The sequence below is a fragment of the Sphingomonas sp. BL-S-25 genome, from assembly GCF_055521555.1.
The window spans coordinates 2823363-2838521 of record NZ_CM145486.1 but is presented as its reverse complement, the minus strand read 5'-3'; the positions used below and the strand labels follow the sequence as shown (position 1 = coordinate 2838521).

At 66.2% G+C, this 15159-nt stretch carries 14 protein-coding genes and 1 tRNA gene; 5 read left to right on the top strand and 10 right to left on the bottom strand.

Annotation, left to right across the window (positions count from 1 at the left end):
* Nucleotides 1–29 precede the first annotated feature (29 nt).
* Nucleotides 30–458 (top strand): OsmC family protein, encoded by a 429-nt coding sequence (locus ACZ1H8_RS13620; RefSeq protein WP_465177712.1) that lies wholly within the window; start codon nucleotides 30–32, stop codon nucleotides 456–458.
* A 598-nt stretch (nucleotides 459–1056) separates the two neighbouring features.
* Here the strand turns inward: ACZ1H8_RS13620 and ACZ1H8_RS13615 are convergent.
* From ACZ1H8_RS13615 to yajC, 7 genes are all read right to left on the bottom strand, one after another.
* Nucleotides 1057–1497 (bottom strand): cupin domain-containing protein, encoded by a 441-nt coding sequence (locus ACZ1H8_RS13615; protein WP_465177711.1) that lies wholly within the window; start codon nucleotides 1495–1497, stop codon nucleotides 1057–1059.
* Nucleotides 1497–2108, bottom strand: coding sequence for a hypothetical protein (locus tag ACZ1H8_RS13610; protein WP_465177710.1), 612 nt, complete (start codon nucleotides 2106–2108; stop codon nucleotides 1497–1499). The genes ACZ1H8_RS13615 and ACZ1H8_RS13610 overlap by 1 nt, the downstream gene beginning before the upstream one ends.
* A 211-nt stretch (nucleotides 2109–2319) precedes the next feature.
* Nucleotides 2320–2718 (bottom strand): glycine zipper 2TM domain-containing protein, encoded by a 399-nt coding sequence (locus ACZ1H8_RS13605; RefSeq protein WP_465177709.1) that lies wholly within the window; start codon nucleotides 2716–2718, stop codon nucleotides 2320–2322.
* A gap of 100 nt (nucleotides 2719–2818) precedes the next feature.
* Nucleotides 2819–3187 (bottom strand): Mth938-like domain-containing protein, encoded by a 369-nt coding sequence (locus ACZ1H8_RS13600; protein WP_465177708.1) that lies wholly within the window; start codon nucleotides 3185–3187, stop codon nucleotides 2819–2821.
* A gap of 3 nt (nucleotides 3188–3190) precedes the next feature.
* Nucleotides 3191–4168, bottom strand: a complete 978-nt coding sequence (secF, locus tag ACZ1H8_RS13595; protein ID WP_465177707.1) for a protein translocase subunit SecF — start codon at nucleotides 4166–4168, stop codon at nucleotides 3191–3193.
* A gap of 15 nt (nucleotides 4169–4183) precedes the next feature.
* Nucleotides 4184–5779 (bottom strand): protein translocase subunit SecD, encoded by a 1596-nt coding sequence (gene secD, locus ACZ1H8_RS13590; RefSeq protein ID WP_465177706.1) that lies wholly within the window; start codon nucleotides 5777–5779, stop codon nucleotides 4184–4186.
* On the bottom strand, nucleotides 5779–6111 hold the full coding sequence (gene yajC, locus ACZ1H8_RS13585; RefSeq protein WP_465177705.1) for a preprotein translocase subunit YajC: 333 nt from the start codon (nucleotides 6109–6111) through the stop codon (nucleotides 5779–5781). The genes secD and yajC overlap by 1 nt, the downstream gene beginning before the upstream one ends.
* 197 nt (nucleotides 6112–6308) lie before the next feature.
* On the opposite strand from yajC, the gene ACZ1H8_RS13580 reads away from it, so the two are divergent.
* A tRNA-Pro gene (locus ACZ1H8_RS13580) sits at nucleotides 6309–6385 on the top strand.
* 162 nt (nucleotides 6386–6547) lie between these two features.
* Here ACZ1H8_RS13580 and ACZ1H8_RS13575 read toward each other — a convergent pair.
* The 3 genes from ACZ1H8_RS13575 to ACZ1H8_RS13565 are packed head-to-tail and all read right to left on the bottom strand — an operon-like array spanning nucleotide 6548 to nucleotide 12406.
* Nucleotides 6548–7993, bottom strand: coding sequence for an efflux transporter outer membrane subunit (locus ACZ1H8_RS13575; protein ID WP_465177704.1), 1446 nt, complete (start codon nucleotides 7991–7993; stop codon nucleotides 6548–6550).
* Nucleotides 7993–11193: an efflux RND transporter permease subunit gene (locus ACZ1H8_RS13570; protein WP_465177703.1), complete on the bottom strand. Its 3201-nt coding sequence runs from the start codon at nucleotides 11191–11193 to the stop codon at nucleotides 7993–7995. Before ACZ1H8_RS13570 ends, ACZ1H8_RS13575 begins: the two co-directional genes overlap by 1 nt.
* 10 nt (nucleotides 11194–11203) lie before the next feature.
* Nucleotides 11204–12406: an efflux RND transporter periplasmic adaptor subunit gene (locus ACZ1H8_RS13565; protein ID WP_465177702.1), complete on the bottom strand. Its 1203-nt coding sequence runs from the start codon at nucleotides 12404–12406 to the stop codon at nucleotides 11204–11206.
* A 178-nt stretch (nucleotides 12407–12584) separates the two neighbouring features.
* Between ACZ1H8_RS13565 and ACZ1H8_RS13560 the strand changes: the two genes are divergently transcribed.
* From ACZ1H8_RS13560 to hslU, 3 genes are all read left to right on the top strand, one after another.
* Nucleotides 12585–13172, top strand: a complete 588-nt coding sequence (locus ACZ1H8_RS13560) for a TetR/AcrR family transcriptional regulator (protein WP_465177701.1) — start codon at nucleotides 12585–12587, stop codon at nucleotides 13170–13172.
* A 63-nt stretch (nucleotides 13173–13235) separates the two neighbouring features.
* The gene (gene hslV / locus ACZ1H8_RS13555) at nucleotides 13236–13790 is read left to right on the top strand and encodes an ATP-dependent protease subunit HslV (RefSeq protein ID WP_465177700.1); all 555 of its coding nucleotides are present in this window, start codon (nucleotides 13236–13238) and stop codon (nucleotides 13788–13790) included.
* Between the two features lie 19 nt (nucleotides 13791–13809).
* A complete protein-coding gene (gene hslU / locus ACZ1H8_RS13550; protein WP_465177699.1) occupies nucleotides 13810–15105 on the top strand; it encodes an ATP-dependent protease ATPase subunit HslU in 1296 nt (431 codons plus the stop codon).
* Nucleotides 15106–15159: the final 54 nt, after the last annotated feature.

Here is a 15159-nt window from a genome sequence, read left to right as displayed (position 1 = left end):
CTTGTGGCCGAACGATCAGGAGAGTTGAGATGACCACCCGCACCGCAACCGCACGCTATACCGGCTTCGGCAAGGACGGCCGCGGCGCCGTCACGACCCAGTCGGGGGTGCTGACCGACCAATATTATGGATTCAATTCGCGCTTCGAGGACGGCAAGGGCACCAATCCCGAGGAGCTCGTCGCCGCCGCCCATGCCGGCTGCTTCACCATGGCGCTCAGCTTCGCGCTGGCCCGCGCCGGCTTCACCGACGGCACGCTCGAGACCAAGGCGGCGGTCAAGCTCGAGCAGGACGGCGAAGGCGGCTTCACCATCACCCGCTCCGACCTGACGCTCACCGCCGAAATCCCGGGGATCTCGCAGGATCAGTTCGCCGAACTGGCCAAGGGCGCCGAGAAGAACTGTCCGGTCTCGAAGCTGCTGAAGGCCGAGATCACGCTCGACTACACCTTGCGCTGAGGTGCGCCGCCGCCGCGCACGCGGTGGCCAGACGCAAAAGGGGCCGGCATTGCTGCCGGCCCCCGTGTCGCCGATCTTCGGCAGTCGGGTTCGAAAACCCTCGCGCCTGGTTTCAGCGGCTGCTTCGCCCGCGCCGGCAAGGGCATGCGGGTTCCGCGTCGATCATCGCTTCGCATCTCTCCCCTGCCGCAAACGGCAGGCGGGACATTCGTCTCGATGACCCGCTTCGAGCGTTGCCGGACGGCAACCCGTCGAAGCCTTGGTCGATGCGTGATCCGATCTTGGTTCCTCCCGATCGGCCCCTTTCGAGGTCAATCGTTCGGATCGTCGCGCCCCGCTGCCGGAGCGTCTCGCCGGTTCCCTGGCTCGCCTCTCGGCGGTCCCGGATCTCCAGCCTCAATCGGCGCATCCCGAGCTGAGTATCGTGGTTTCCAGAAGGCACCTACGGTCCATCATCTCGTGTAAGCTTCTGGTTTTGCTTTGGTTTCCCGCCGCCAAACCGTCTTCTTACAGTCATGAAGCTGTCACGGATCGACCGACCTGAGAAGCGGCAAAACGGCGATGACACCCTGTGGATAACGTGGATAACGGGGACAACTCAGTCCCGATCGACGCCCTGTGGCGCCCAGCCCGGCGGCGCCAGTTCGAACCCGGAAAAGTCAAATCCCGGAGTCACGGTGCAGCTCACCAGAGCCCAGCCCGATCCGGCTTCCGCCGATTGCCACCGGCCCACAGGCACCAGAGCTTGCGGAGCCTGACCGGAGGCAATGTCGCTGCCCAGGGATGTCCAGGCGACCGTTCCATCCTCCTGCTCGACGCCCAGGTCGATCGGGGCACCGGCGTGCCAGAACCATAGTTCGTCGGCATCGACCCGGTGCCAGTGCGACCGCTGGCCGCGTTCGAGCAGAAACAGGATCGCCGTTCCGGCCGATCGCGGCCCTGCCGCAGCAGGCGCACGCCAGGTCTCGCGATACCATCCGCCTTCGGGATGAGGCTGCAGATCGAGCGCGGCGATCAACGCAGCGGCATCATTATCCATCAGCTGGCTGGCTTCTCGGCGGATTTGCTTGCCGCGGCCTTGCGGGTCGCGGGCTTGCGCGCGGTCGTCGTCTTGGCCGCAGCTGCCTTGGCAGGCGCCGCCTTTTCCGGTGCAGCGGGGGTCTTGGCGGCGCGCGGGGTCTTCGCCTTGTCTGCGGCAGGCTTGGTCTCGGCGGTCGCAGGGGTCGCCACTGCGGCCTTGCGCGCCGGGGGCGCCTTGCGCGCTGTGGAGGGAGCTGGATCGGCCGCGGCCGCCGGCTTCGCAGCAGTCGTCTTGCGCGCGGCCGTTGGCTTACGGGCGGGCGCAGCAGGCTTGGGCGCTTCACTCACCGTTGCGGCGACATCGGTCGCGGATTGGGCAAGGTGCGATGCAGCCTCGGCGACATCGGTCGCTGCCTGACCTGCGGCATCCTTGGCCTTGGCAGCTGCCTGGCGAACCTTGGGGCTGGTGCTGACCTTGGCCGCGAGCGCGACGAGACCCGCCGCGATGACGTCGGCGACCAGCGGGTTCTTGGCGAGCTTCGCCAGCGTGCCCGCCTGATCACGCAGCGCCTTGGGCAGCTTGATCCCGTTGAAATATTTGGCGGGCTTCTTGTCTTTCTTCGCAGCCATGTCCTGAGCCTTCCGAGTTCGTGACACCTGTGTCACGATAAGGACGCGCAACTGTCAACGTGGTTCCCGCCAGCGCCCCGCGCCGCTGGATGCGAAACCGCCCCGGACGCATCAGCGACCGGGGCGGCAAATCCGCCAAAGTGGACGGCACGGTCAGACGGGGCGCGTCCCTCCCCGATCCCGGGAGGAACGATGCGCCCCTCAAACCCGATTAGCGGCAGCGACGACGCGAGCTGCTGCGGTCGATCTCACGACCGGCCAGGCCGCCAGCGACTGCGCCGAGCACGGTACCGGCGGTACGGTCACCTCGGGTGTCGATGGTGCGGCCGACCAGTGCGCCGCCGACGGCGCCGACGACCAGACCGGTTGTACCGTCCGACTTGCGGCAATAGCGACGGCCGTCACGACCGCGCCATTCGCGATAGCGATAGCGGCGACGCTGATCATAGGCGTTGGTGGTCGTGTCGCCGAACACCGACACGCCCGGCTCCGCGAAGCTGCTCGCATAGCTGGCGAGCGAGGTGCTGATCTCGGTCTTCGCAACCGGCTCTGCCATGGCGGCCGGAGCGGCAACGGTCATCGCGCCAAGCGCAATCAGAAGGGTACGCATGTTACTTTCTCCACTGAAGGGGGCCTGTGTCGGCCATTCGGGGGAGTAACGCCAGTCGTATCGGATCAGTTTCAATCTTGCGCTCAAGTGAACAGCATGTTCACAGGGGATACAAGGCCCCGATAATCCAGCGTTTTTCGGCACGAAGGACCCCCCAGGCGCGTGCCGCGGCCCGACTGTCCATGATTTCGAGTCCGATATTCCGTGTAGCAAGTGCGGCGACCAGAGGCCGTGGCGGATGCACCAGCGCGGAACCGGTGCCCAAAATGACGAAGTCGGGCGTCGGATCGATCGTCAGAACGGATGAAAGGTCGGCTTCGGACAGTTGCTCGATCGGCGGGGGAGTCCAGCCATCGGCACGCAGCGGGCTGATCAGCAGCCCGTGATAGACACCGCCATCAACCTTGAAGCCGCCCGCCGAGAAGCCGGAGATCACCGGCCCCTCGACGGCGCTTCGCAGCATCTCCATCGATCAGCGCCCGGCCCGCGGCGTCATCCGTTCGGCCTTTTCCTTGGCGGCTGCCGCCTCGGCCCGCTCTTCGCGCACGCCGGGCTTCAGGCCGAGCGTGATCAGCAGCGAGGAGGACACGTATACCGACGAATAGGTGCCGACGACGATGCCGAGCATCATCGCCGCGGTGAAGCCCTGAAGCACATGGCCGCCCCAGATCAGCAGCGCGCCCAATGCCAGCATGATCGTGACCGAGGTCATGACGGTGCGCGGCAGCGTCTCGTTGACCGACTGGTCGATCAGCTCGCGCATGCCCATCTTGCGGTACTTGCGCATATTCTCGCGGATGCGATCGTCGATCACCATCTTGTCGTTGATCGAATAGCCGATGATCGTCAGCACCGCGGCGACGATGTTCAGGTCGAACACCATCTGGGTCAACGCGAAGAAGCCGAGCGTCATCACCACGTCGTGGACGATCGCGACCGCGGTCGAGACGCCGAACTGCCATTCGTAGCGCAGCCACGAGAAGATCGCGATGCCAATGATCGCGAGCAGCACGGCCAGCCCGCCCCGCCAGACCAGCTCGTCCGACACCTTGCCCGACACGGTCGAATAGTTGCTGAACGTCGCGCCGGGGAATTTGGCCTTCAGTGCGCCTTTCACCTGCTCGACCATCTTGTCGACGGCGTCGGGCGCGCTCGATTCGGGCAGCGGCAGGCGGATGGTGACGTTGTTCGGGCCGCCCAGCTGCTGCAGCGTCGCCTCACCCAGGCCAAGCGCGTTGACGGTGGAGCGCACCTCGTCGAGCGGCGGCGGCGAGGTGAATTTCTCCTCGATCGACACGCCGCCGGCAAAGTCGACGCCCATGTTCAGGCCGCGGGTCACGACCAGGGCAATTGCCGCGATCGTGAGGACCAGGGTGATCGCGAAGGCGATGTGGCGAACGCGGACGAACCCGATATTGGTATTGTCCGGAACGATCTTGAGGAGCCGCATGAGTCTCGCGTCCCGTTAAATATTGATGGTGGTGGGCCGGTTACGGCGCACCCAGGTCGACGTCAGCAGGCGAGTGAACACCACGGCGGTGAATACCGACGTTGCGATGCCGATCAGCAGAACGACCGCGAAGCCCTTCACCGGGCCGGAGCCCAGCGCGAACATGATGAACCCTGCGATCGCGTGAGTCACGTTCGCCTCGAAGATTGTGCGGCTGGCTTCCTTATACCCCAGCTCGATCGCCTGGGTCACCCCGCGGCCGCGCCGTCGCTCTTCGCGGATACGCTCGTTGATCAGGACGTTCGCGTCCACCGCGGTACCGATGGTCAGCACGAAGCCGGCGATACCCGGCAGCGTCAGCGTCGCGGTCAGCAGACCCATGACGCCGACGATGATCAGCACGTTGAAGATGACCGCCAGCGTCGCATAGATGCCGAACCGGCCATAGGTCAGGATCATGAAGCTGATAACAGCGACGATCGCGATGATCGATGCAGTCACGCCCGCGTTGATCGAGTCCTGGCCCAGTTCGGGGCTGACGGTGCTTTCCTGCACGACCTTCAGCGCGACCGGCAGCTTGCCCGAGCGCAGCGCGATCGCCAGCCGGGTGGCACTGTCGGTGGTGAAGCTGCCCGAGATGCGCGCGGAGCCGCCCAGAATGGGTTCGTTGAACGACGGCGCCGAGATCACCTTGTTGTCGACGATGATGGCGAAGCGCTTGCGGACATTCTGGGTCGACAGGGTCGCGAACCGCTTGGTGCCGGCGCCATTGAACTGGATGCTGACGCCCGGCGCGTTGGTCTGCGGATCGAAGTCGAGCGCAGCATTCACCAGCTGATCGCCGCTCAGCGAAACCGGCGAATAGACGGCAATGCGGCCGCCACCCTCTTCATAGGGCAGAACCTGCGTGCCGACCGGGACATTCCCCTGGAGCAGCTGCTGCGGATCGACGGTCTCGTTGACCAGCTTGAACTCGAGCTTGGCGGTCTGGCCGATCAGCTCCTTGAGCTGGGTCGGGTTCTCCAGGCCAGGGACCTGGACGACAATCCGGTTGGAGCCCTCGCGGATGATCGTCGGCTCGCGCGTGCCCAGCGCGTTGATGCGCGTCTCGACCACTTCGCGGGCGTCGCCCATCGCAGTGTTGATCGCCTCGTCCAGACCAGCCTTGGTCGGGGTCAGGACGAAGGTGTTGGAGTTGACCACCTCGATGTCCCACACCCGCTGGCCGGTCATGCCCGCGCCGCTGCCGGTGACCGCCAGCAGGCGTTCGCGCACGGCGTCGACCTTGCCGGGGTCGCGAACCATAAAGCTCAGCTTGCCGTCGGCGATCGCGATGTCGCCGATCGCAATCCGCGGATCGCGCAGCAGCTCGGAGCGCACCTGTTCGCGCATCTGCTCCAGCCGCGCCTCGGCGACCTGGCTGGTATCGGCCTCGAGCAGCAGATAGCTGCCGCCGGCAAGGTCGAGGCCGAGGTTGATGGTCGGCTTCGGCATCCAGGCCGGAAGCTGGTTGAGCACCGTCTTCGGCAGGAAGCTCGGAACGGCGAGCAGGCTGAAGAACACGATCGGGAGGATCGTGGCCCACACCTTCCAGCGGGGAAAATACAGCATCAGTCGTTCGCAGGCTTGGCGCCGCCGATCGGCTGAACCTCGGCGAGCGTTGCCTTCACCGCGCGGACCTTCACGTTCGGCGCCAGTTCGATCTCGACGGTCGTATCCTCGACCTTGGTGACCTTGCCCATCAGGCCGCCTGCGGTGACGACCGAGTCGCCCTTCTTCACCGCCGCCACTGCGTTCTGCAGCGCCTTCATCCGCTTCTGCTGCGGACGGATGAGCAGGAAGTAGAAGGCGACGAACAGCAGCACCATCGGCGCGAACTGGATCAGGCCCATGGCGCTGGAACCTTGAGTTGCGGTCTGGGCGTAGGCTGGCGAGATGAACATGAGGTCCCTGAATGCCTTGGATTAGGGCGGATCGATCCGCATTTCTTCAAGCGCGGCGCGCTATCATGCGGGGGGAAGGCGTGCAACTCTTGTAAGGAACCCGTCCTCACCCATGGAAGCGGGCCGGCACGACCCCGCACAGGCAATTTTCCCCGTTGCATCCCCAGCCGCTAAGGCCTAGACGCCCCAACCTCGGTCGGGGCGTAGCGCAGCCTGGTAGCGCATCACACTGGGGGTGTGGGGGTCGCAGGTTCGAATCCTGTCGCCCCGACCAAGTTTTAAGGGAAGTGCGTGGCGGATAGCCCCTTCCCTTCAGCCCAATCCACATTGCGACTCGCCGGCACCCGTATGTCGAGCGTCACTGCAGGCGACCCGCCAATGAGCAGGCCCGAAGCGATGGTCGTTCGCTTCGGGCCCCTCGTAACTTCTTCTCGTTTCAGTTCGCGGAGCTTGCCGCCGGCTGCGGCACCGGCGTCTCCCAACCGCCGCCAAGCGCCAGGAACAGCGTAACGGTTGCATCGGAGAATTGGCCCTCCGCCTGCGCAAGCAGCGATTCGGATCCGGCCAGCGAACGCTCGGCGTCCAGCACGATCTGAAAGTCTTCGGCACCCGCCTGATAGCGCAGGCGGGCGATCCGTGCCGCCTCGCGGCCGGCATCGCGCGCACGGCGCAGCGTGGCGACGCGCTGGCCGATGGAGACATATTGGGTCAGCGCCGTCTCGGTCTCGCGCAGCGCGGTCAGCCAGGTGCCGTCGAACGTCGCGAGCGCCCCGTCGGCCGAAGCCTCGGCCTGGCGGATTCGCGCACGGGCGGCGGCGATGTTGGGGAAACTCCACGACACCAGCGGCCCCAGGCTGAAGCGCAGGCTGTCACCGCTGAACAGATTGCCGACCGATGTGGCCGTCGTGCCGATGCCCGCACCGAACGAGATGTTCGGATAGAGATCCGCCGTCGCCACCCCGACCCGCGCGGTCGCCGCCGCAAGGCGACGCTCGGCTGCGCGGATGTCCGGTCGCCGGGCGAGCAGCGAACTGCCGCTCCCGATCGGGATCGCGCTGCGCGCCACCGGCGGTGTCGTGCAGGTCTCGACCTCGGCAGGATATTCGGCCGGCGGACGCCCGGTCAGGGTCGCGAGCCGGAACAGCGCCGACTTGCGCTGCGCTTCGAGCACCGGCACGTCGGCGCGCGTCTGTTCGAGCAGCGACGACGCCTGGCTGGTGTCCAGCGCAGTACCGCGCCCTCCCTCGACCCGGCGACGGGTCAGGTCGAACGTTTCCTCCTGCACGCGCAGCGTATCGCGGGCCACACCTAGCTGACGGCCCGAGGCGCAGGCATCGGCATAGGCACGGATCGTTTCCGCCACCACCGTCACGCGGGTCAGGTCGTAGGTCGCCTGGACGGCCTCAAGATCGGCGCGGCTGGCCTGGATCGTGCGCGCAATCTTGCCGAACAGGTCGAACTGGTAGCTTGCGTCGATCCCGACATCATAGGTTTCGAGCCTGGGTCCCGCGCCGGTCACGCCGAACGGCGCCAGCGTTGCTCCCGACTGCTGCGAATAGGTGTAGTTGCCGGAGATGTTGGTCGAAGGCAGCCGTGCGGTCCGCGCTTCGCTGAGCGAGGCCCGCGCCGCCCGCAGGTTTGCCGCGGCGACGCGCAGGTCGGTATTGGCTGCCAGCGCATCGGCCACGAGCCGATCGAGGATCGGCGCATCGAGCAACGTCCACCAGTCGGCCGGCGGCTCGGCCGGCACGAATGAGGGCGAATTGCCGCTGGCAAAGTCCTGCTGGGCCGGCGCCTTGGGGGCCGGCGAGACATAGTTCGGACCAACCATGCATCCCGACAGCGCGGCACAGGACAGCAAGAGGGTAAGGCTGCGCTTCATCATGCGTCTCCCACGATCGGCTGGGCCGGATCGGCAGCGGGCGGTGGGGGCGGAGCCTTCTTCCTGCGGGTCAGTCCCCCCAGCTTGCGCATCAGCACATAGAAGATCGGGGTGAAGATCAGGCCGAAGATCGTCACGCCCAGCATGCCGAACGTCACCGCGGTGCCGAGCGACTGGCGCATCTCCTGACCCGGACCGGTGGCAATCGCCAGCGGGATCACGCCGAAGATGAACGCGAACGAGGTCATCAGGATCGGACGCAGACGGGAGCGGGCAGCGTGGATCGCGGCTTCGTACAGGTCCATGCCCTCGTCCTCGCCCTGCTTGGCGAATTCGACGATCAGGATCGCGTTCTTTGCCGCCAGAGCGATCAGCACAACCAGGCCCACCTGGGTGAGAATGTTGTTGTCCATCCCTCGCAAACTGACGCCGAGCAGCGCCGCCAGGATACACATGGGCACGATCAGGATGACCGCCATCGGCAGGGTCAGCGCCTCATATTGCGCCGCCAGCACGAGGAACACGAACACCACCGCCAGCACGAAGATCAGCGCCGAGCTGCTGCCCGCCTCCTTCTGCTGATAGGCCAGGCCGGTCCATTCATAGCTGTACCCCTGGGGCAGGACCTTGGCGGCCATCGCTTCCATCGTTGCCAGCGCCTCGCCCGACGACACGCCCGGCCCCGCCTCGCCCTGCAGTTCGACCGCCGGCAGCAGGTTGTAGCGCACCACGCGCTGCGGCCCGCTGTCGCGGATGAAACTGGCGACCGAGGAGAGCGGCACCATCTCGCCGCTGCGCGAACGCACCTGAAGCCGGCCGATATCGGCAACGTCGTCGCGCTTGTCGGGCTCGGCCTGGGCGGTCACGCGGAAGGTGCGGCCGAACAGGTTGAAGTCGTTGACATAGGTCGAGCCGATATAGGTGCCGATCGCGTCGAACACCTGGCTCGGCTCGACGCCGACCAGCTGGGCGCGGTCACGGTCGACCTCGGCGCGGATGCGCGGGGTACCGGTGTTGAACAGCGAGAAGACCTGGCTGACCTTCTTCTCGCCCATCGCCGCGCCCATCATCTGGCCCGTCACGCCTTCCAGCGCGCGATAGCCAGCATTGGCGCTGCGATCCTGGATCATCATCACGAAGCCACTGCCATTGCCGAGGCCCTGCACTGCAGGCGGTGCGATCATGAAGATATTGGCGCCGTCGATCTGACCGAGCGCACCCGTCAGCTTGCCCGCCAGCGCCTGAGCCGAATTCTCGGATCCGCGTTCGGACCAGTCGCTCAGCTTCAGGAACATCACCGCCGAGTTGGAGGCCTGGCTGAAGCTGGCGCCGTCGAGACCAGCAAAGGCGACGCCGTCGATGACGCCGGGCGTCTTGCTGGCGATGCCATAGGCGCGGTTCAGCACAGCTTCGGTCCGGTCGAGCGACGCGCCCGGCGGCAACTGGATGACACCGATCAGGAAGCCCTGATCCTGTTCGGGGATGAAGCCGGTCGGCGTGGCGGTCAGGCGCCAGCCGGTCAGCGCCAGCAGTCCGGCATAGATCAGCATCATGATCAGGCCCATGCGGATCACCCGGCCGGTGAACCGGCCATAGCGGTCCGACAGCCAGTCGAAGCCCTGGTTGAACTTCTGCGCGCCGACGCGAACCGGCCGCAGGAAGCGCGGACCATGGTCGACGCCGTGATCCTTGTGCGGCTTCAGCAGCAGCGCGGCCATTGCCGGCGACAGCGTCAGCGACACGATCAGCGAGATCGCCGATGCCGCCGCGATCGTCACGGCGAACTGGCGATAGAAGATGCCGGGAATGCCCCCGACCATCGCGGTCGGGATGAACACCGACACCAGCACCAGGCCGATCGCGATCAGCGCCCCGGACACTTCCTTCATCGTCCGGTGCGCGGCCTCGCGCGGACTGAGCCCGTCGCGAATATGTTTCTCCACCGCCTCGACCACGACGATCGCGTCGTCGACGACGATGCCCACGGCGAGCACCAGCGCGAACAGCGACAGCGAGTTGATTGAGAAGCCGAGCGCGTACTGGACCGCGAAGGTGCCGACCAGCGCGATCGGAATCGCCACGATCGGTATGATCGCCGCGCGCCAGGTCTGGAGGAACACCAGCACGACGATGACGACCAGCACGATCGCCTCGACCAGCGAATGCTCGACCGCCTCGACCGACGAGGCGACATATTCGGTCGGGTTGTACGGGATGGTGTATTTCAGGCCGGCCGGGAATTCCTTCGAGAGCGTCTGCATCTCGTCGAGCACCAGCTGCGCTGCGTTCAGCGAGTTCGCGCCCGGCTGCTGGATCACGGCAAGCGCGATGCCGCGCTGTCCGTTGAACGAGCCGCGGATCGAATAATCCTGGCTGCCCAGCTCGATGCGGGCGACGTCGCGCAGCTTGGTGATCGAGCCGGTGGCCGGATCGCTCTTCAAGGTGATGTCGCCGAATTGCTCGACCGACTTCAGGCGACCCTGAACGTCGACCGGCACCTCGAACGACGGGTTGCGGTTGCCCGAGGGCGACTGGCCCAGCGCACCGCCCGAGGTCTGGATATTCTGCGCGCGGAGCGCGGCGATGATCTCGGTCGCGGTCAGATTGCGCGTCGCCGCCTTGTCCGGATCGATCCAGACACGCATCGAATAGTTGCCGCCACCGAAGACCTGAACGCCGCCGACGCCTTCGAGACGAAGCAGCCGGTCGCGGATCGAGGTGTTGGCGTAGTTACCGATATAATCGACGTCGAGGCTGTTGTCGGGCGACGTCAGCGCGACGATCATCAGGAAGCCCGATTCCTGCTTGTTCACCGTGACGCCGACCTGGCGCACCTGCTCGGGCAGGCGCGGCTCGGCGAGCGCGACGCGGTTCTGGACCAGCACCTGCGCCGCATCGAGATCGGTGCCGGGCTTGAAGGTGACGGTCACCTGTGCCGAACCCTGGCTCGCCGACGAGCTGAGGTACAGCATGTTCTCGACGCCGTTGATCTCCTGCTCGAGCGGGGCCGCCACCGTCTCGGCGACGGTTTCGGCCGAGGCGCCGGCATAGGCAGCCTGGATCACGATCGTCGGCGGGGCGATTTCGGGATATTGCGACAGCGGAAGCAGCGGGTAGCAGAACGCGCCGATCAGCGTGATGAACACCGAGATCACGGCCGCGAAGATCGGCCGCTCGATGAAGAAGCTGGATATGTTCACTGATCGCTCCTCAGCGGCCCGCCGGCTGCGCTGTCGACGCGGGCGGCGCATTCGACGACGGGGGCGCCGAAGCCGGCGCGGCCTGCTGCTCGATCTTGCCCGGCTGCGGCTGGACCTTCTGGCCCGGTCGCGCGCGCTGGATCCCGCCGATGATCACCCGGTCACCAGCCGCGATGCCCGAACGGATCACGCGCAGCCCGCCGATCAACGGACCAGTCTGGACCGGACGCGCCGCGACCGTCCCATCCTTGGCGACGACATAGAGCAGCTGGCGCGCCGCATCGGCGACCACGGCGGTATCGGGAACCAGCAGCGCGGGATAAGGCCGCGACCCTTCGAGCCGCAAATTGCCCGACATGCCGGGCTTCAGGAATCCATTGGCATTGGGCACCAGCGCGCGGGCGCGGATCGTGCCCGCCTGGGCATTCACCGCGTTGTCGACAAAGTCGAGCGTACCCGAATGCGAATAATCGCTCTCGTCGGCCAGCTTGATGCGCACCGGCGTTCCGGTCTGGGTGCCGGCATTCTCGCGCTGATATTTCAGCAGCAGCGCCTCCGATCCCTGGAAGACGAAATGGAGCGGGCTGACCGACACCACGGTGGTCAGCACCGTCTGGTCGGCGGCGACAGAATTGCCCGGATCGACCAGTCGTTCGGAGATGCGACCGCTGATCGGCGCGGTCACGCGGGTGAAGCCGACATCGAGCTGTCGGGCGCGAACGACCGCCTGCGCAGCCGCGACCTGCGCCTGTGCCGAGCGCAGCGCCGCGCGGCGCGATTCGACTTCCTCGGTGCTTGCGGCGCGCGATGCGGCAAGCGTCTCTGATCGGGCGAGTTCGGTGCGGGCGTTGACCAAGGTCGCCTGCGCCTGGGCCAGCTGGCCCTGCGCCTGGGCGAGCGCGGCCTGCGCCTGGCGCGCATCGATGGTGAAGAGCAACTGGCCCTTGCGCACCATCTGACCGTCGCGGAAATGCGATGCGACGACATAGCCCGAGGCGCGCGGACGGACCTCGACCGTGTCGATCGCCTCGAATCGGCCGACATATTCGTCCCAGTCGACCACATTCTGCTGCAGCGGAGTCGCGACCGTCACCGGCGGCGCTGCAGGCGGCTGCTGCTGCGCCGAGTCGGCGCCACCGCCGCACGAGGCGAGCGCAAGCGAGGCAGCAAGCGCCGCAGTCGCGACGAACGAACGATAACCCTTTGAATTCATGCAGAAGCGTCCCTGGTCCGATGCCGTCCGACTCGCCTCCCCCAACGCCGTCAGATCCGGTATTTTCCGGCCTTGACCGACTGGTGGCTAGGCCGGGCGGCGGCGCTTGTCAACGAGTGTGGACTTATTTGTCAACAGCCGTTGACGAAAAAGGTTCTCGCGGATAGCAAAGCGCATCATGTTGCCACCCAACCCCGGGGCACCGCGCCTTCGCAACGCGGCTGCCACCCGCGATGCGATCCTCGCATCGGCCTGTCGGCATTTCGCACGCGACAGCTACGAAAAGGTCGGCGTGCGCGACATTGCCCGCGATGCCGGCGTCGACCCTGCGCTGGTCAATCGCTATTTCGGCAGCAAGGAACAGCTGTTCCGCCAGGCGCTGGTCTGCGAGGGCCCGATCAGTTTCGAGGGCATGTCTCCGCAGGAGCTTCCCGAACATCTCGCGACGCTGCTGCTGGCCGACGATGGCTGCGGGGAGCCGAGCGAGCGCCTCGACTGGGTCATGATCATGCTGCGCTCCGCCGCGTCGCCGGCAACGATCGAGCTGGTGCGCGAGGCGATGCACGTCAATCTGCTCGATCCGCTGAGCCAGATCCTGGGCGACGACGACGATGCCAAGATCCGCGCCGGCATGGCGTTCGCGATCATGCTGGGCAGCGACATTCTGGGCGCGGTCTATAGCGACAGTCCCAAGCCGCCGGGCCTCGACGAACAGCTCCACCGCCGGCTGACCAGCCTCTTCACCGCAGCATTGCTCGGCGACTGAATCGCTGCTCGAAACGCGGCAGGGGCTTGGCAATCGCGCAGCCCCCTCCCCATATCGCGCGCCATGAGCGGCAAAGACACTGCGTGGCACGGCACGACCATTCTCTCCGTGCGCAAATCGGGCAAAGTCGTGATCATCGGGGACGGGCAGGTTTCGGCCGGCAATACCGTGATGAAGCCGAACGCCCGCAAGGTTCGCCCCCTGGGCGATGGCAAGGTGATCGCCGGGTTTGCCGGCGCCACCGCCGACGCCTTCACCCTGTTCGAACGGCTGGAAGCCAAGCTGGAGCGCCATAACGGCCAGCTGCTGCGGGCAGCGGTCGAACTGGCCAAGGACTGGCGCACCGACAAATATCTCCGCAATCTCGAGGCGATGCTGATCGTCGCCGACAAGGAAGTGACCCTCGTGGTCACCGGCAATGGCGATGTGCTCGAACCCGAAGGCGGCGTGGCCGCGATCGGATCGGGCGGCAACTTCGCCCTCGCGGCGGCGCGCGCGCTGGTCGACTATGAAGCGGATCCCGAGAAGATCGCCCGCCAGGCGATGAAGATCGCCGGCGAACTGTGCGTCTACACCAATGATCGCCTCACGATCGAAATCCTCGACAGCGTCTCCTGACGCCAAACGAAGTGACCCAATGAACGACAATCTGACTCCCAAGACCATCGTCGCTGCGCTCGACGCGCACATCATCGGACAGAAGGATGCCAAGCGCGCCGTGTCGGTCGCGCTTCGCAACCGCTGGCGCCGCCAGCAGCTGAGCCCCGACCTGCGCGACGAGGTGACGCCGAAGAACATCCTGATGATCGGGCCCACCGGCTGCGGCAAGACCGAGATCAGCCGCCGCCTGGCGAAGCTGGCCGACGCGCCGTTCGTGAAGGTCGAGGCGACCAAGTTCACCGAGGTCGGCTATGTCGGCCGTGACGTCGAGCAGATTGCCCGCGACCTGGTCGAGGAGGCGATCCGGCTCGAGAAGGAACGCCGCCGCGCCGCGGTGAAGGACAAGGCCGAGGAAGCCGCGATGCAGCGGCTGCTCGACGCGCTGACCGGCAAGGATTCGAGCACCGCCACGCGCGAGGCGTTCCGCCAGCGCTTCAAGGACGGCATGCTCGACACCACCGAGATCGAGATCGAGGTCGAGCAGGCCCCGTCGATGCCGTTCGACATCCCCGGCGGTGCGCCGCAGATGATCAACCTGTCCGAGATGATGGGCAAGGCCTTCGGCGGCCAGCAGCTCAAGCGCCGCAAGCTCAGCGTTCCCGCCGCGTGGGAGAAGCTGGTCGAGGAAGAGGCCGACAAGCGTCTCGACCAGGACGAGGTCAGCCGCGCCGCGCTCGCCGATGCCGAGGCGAACGGGATCGTCTTCCTCGACGAGATCGACAAGATCGCGGTCAGCGACGTGCGCGGCGGATCGGTCAGCCGCGAAGGCGTCCAGCGCGACCTGCTGCCGCTGATCGAGGGCACTACGGTCGCGACCAAATACGGGCCGATGAAGACCGACCATATCCTCTTCATCGCCTCGGGCGCCTTCCATGTCGCCAAGCCGTCCGACCTGCTGCCCGAGCTTCAGGGCCGCTTGCCGATCCGGGTCGAGCTGAAGGCGCTGACCGAGGAGGATTTCGTCGCGATCCTGTCCGACACCAAGGCCAGCCTGGTCGCGCAATATGCCGCGCTGCTGGGCACCGAGGGCGTGAAGATCGACTTCACCGATGACGGCATCCGCGCAGTCGCGCGGATCGCGGCCGAGGTGAATGCCGAGATCGAGAATATCGGCGCCCGCCGTCTGCAGACGGTGATGGAGAAGCTGCTGGAGGACGTCAGCTTCGATGCGGAGGATCGCAAGGGCGAGACGCTGCTGATCGACGCTGCCTATGTCGACGGCCAGCTGGCCAGCGTCGCCCGCAACACCGACCTCAGCCGCTACGTTCTCTAACGTGCTGCCATGATCCAATCCTCCCTCGCCGAGCGGGGGAGGATTTGGCAGGCT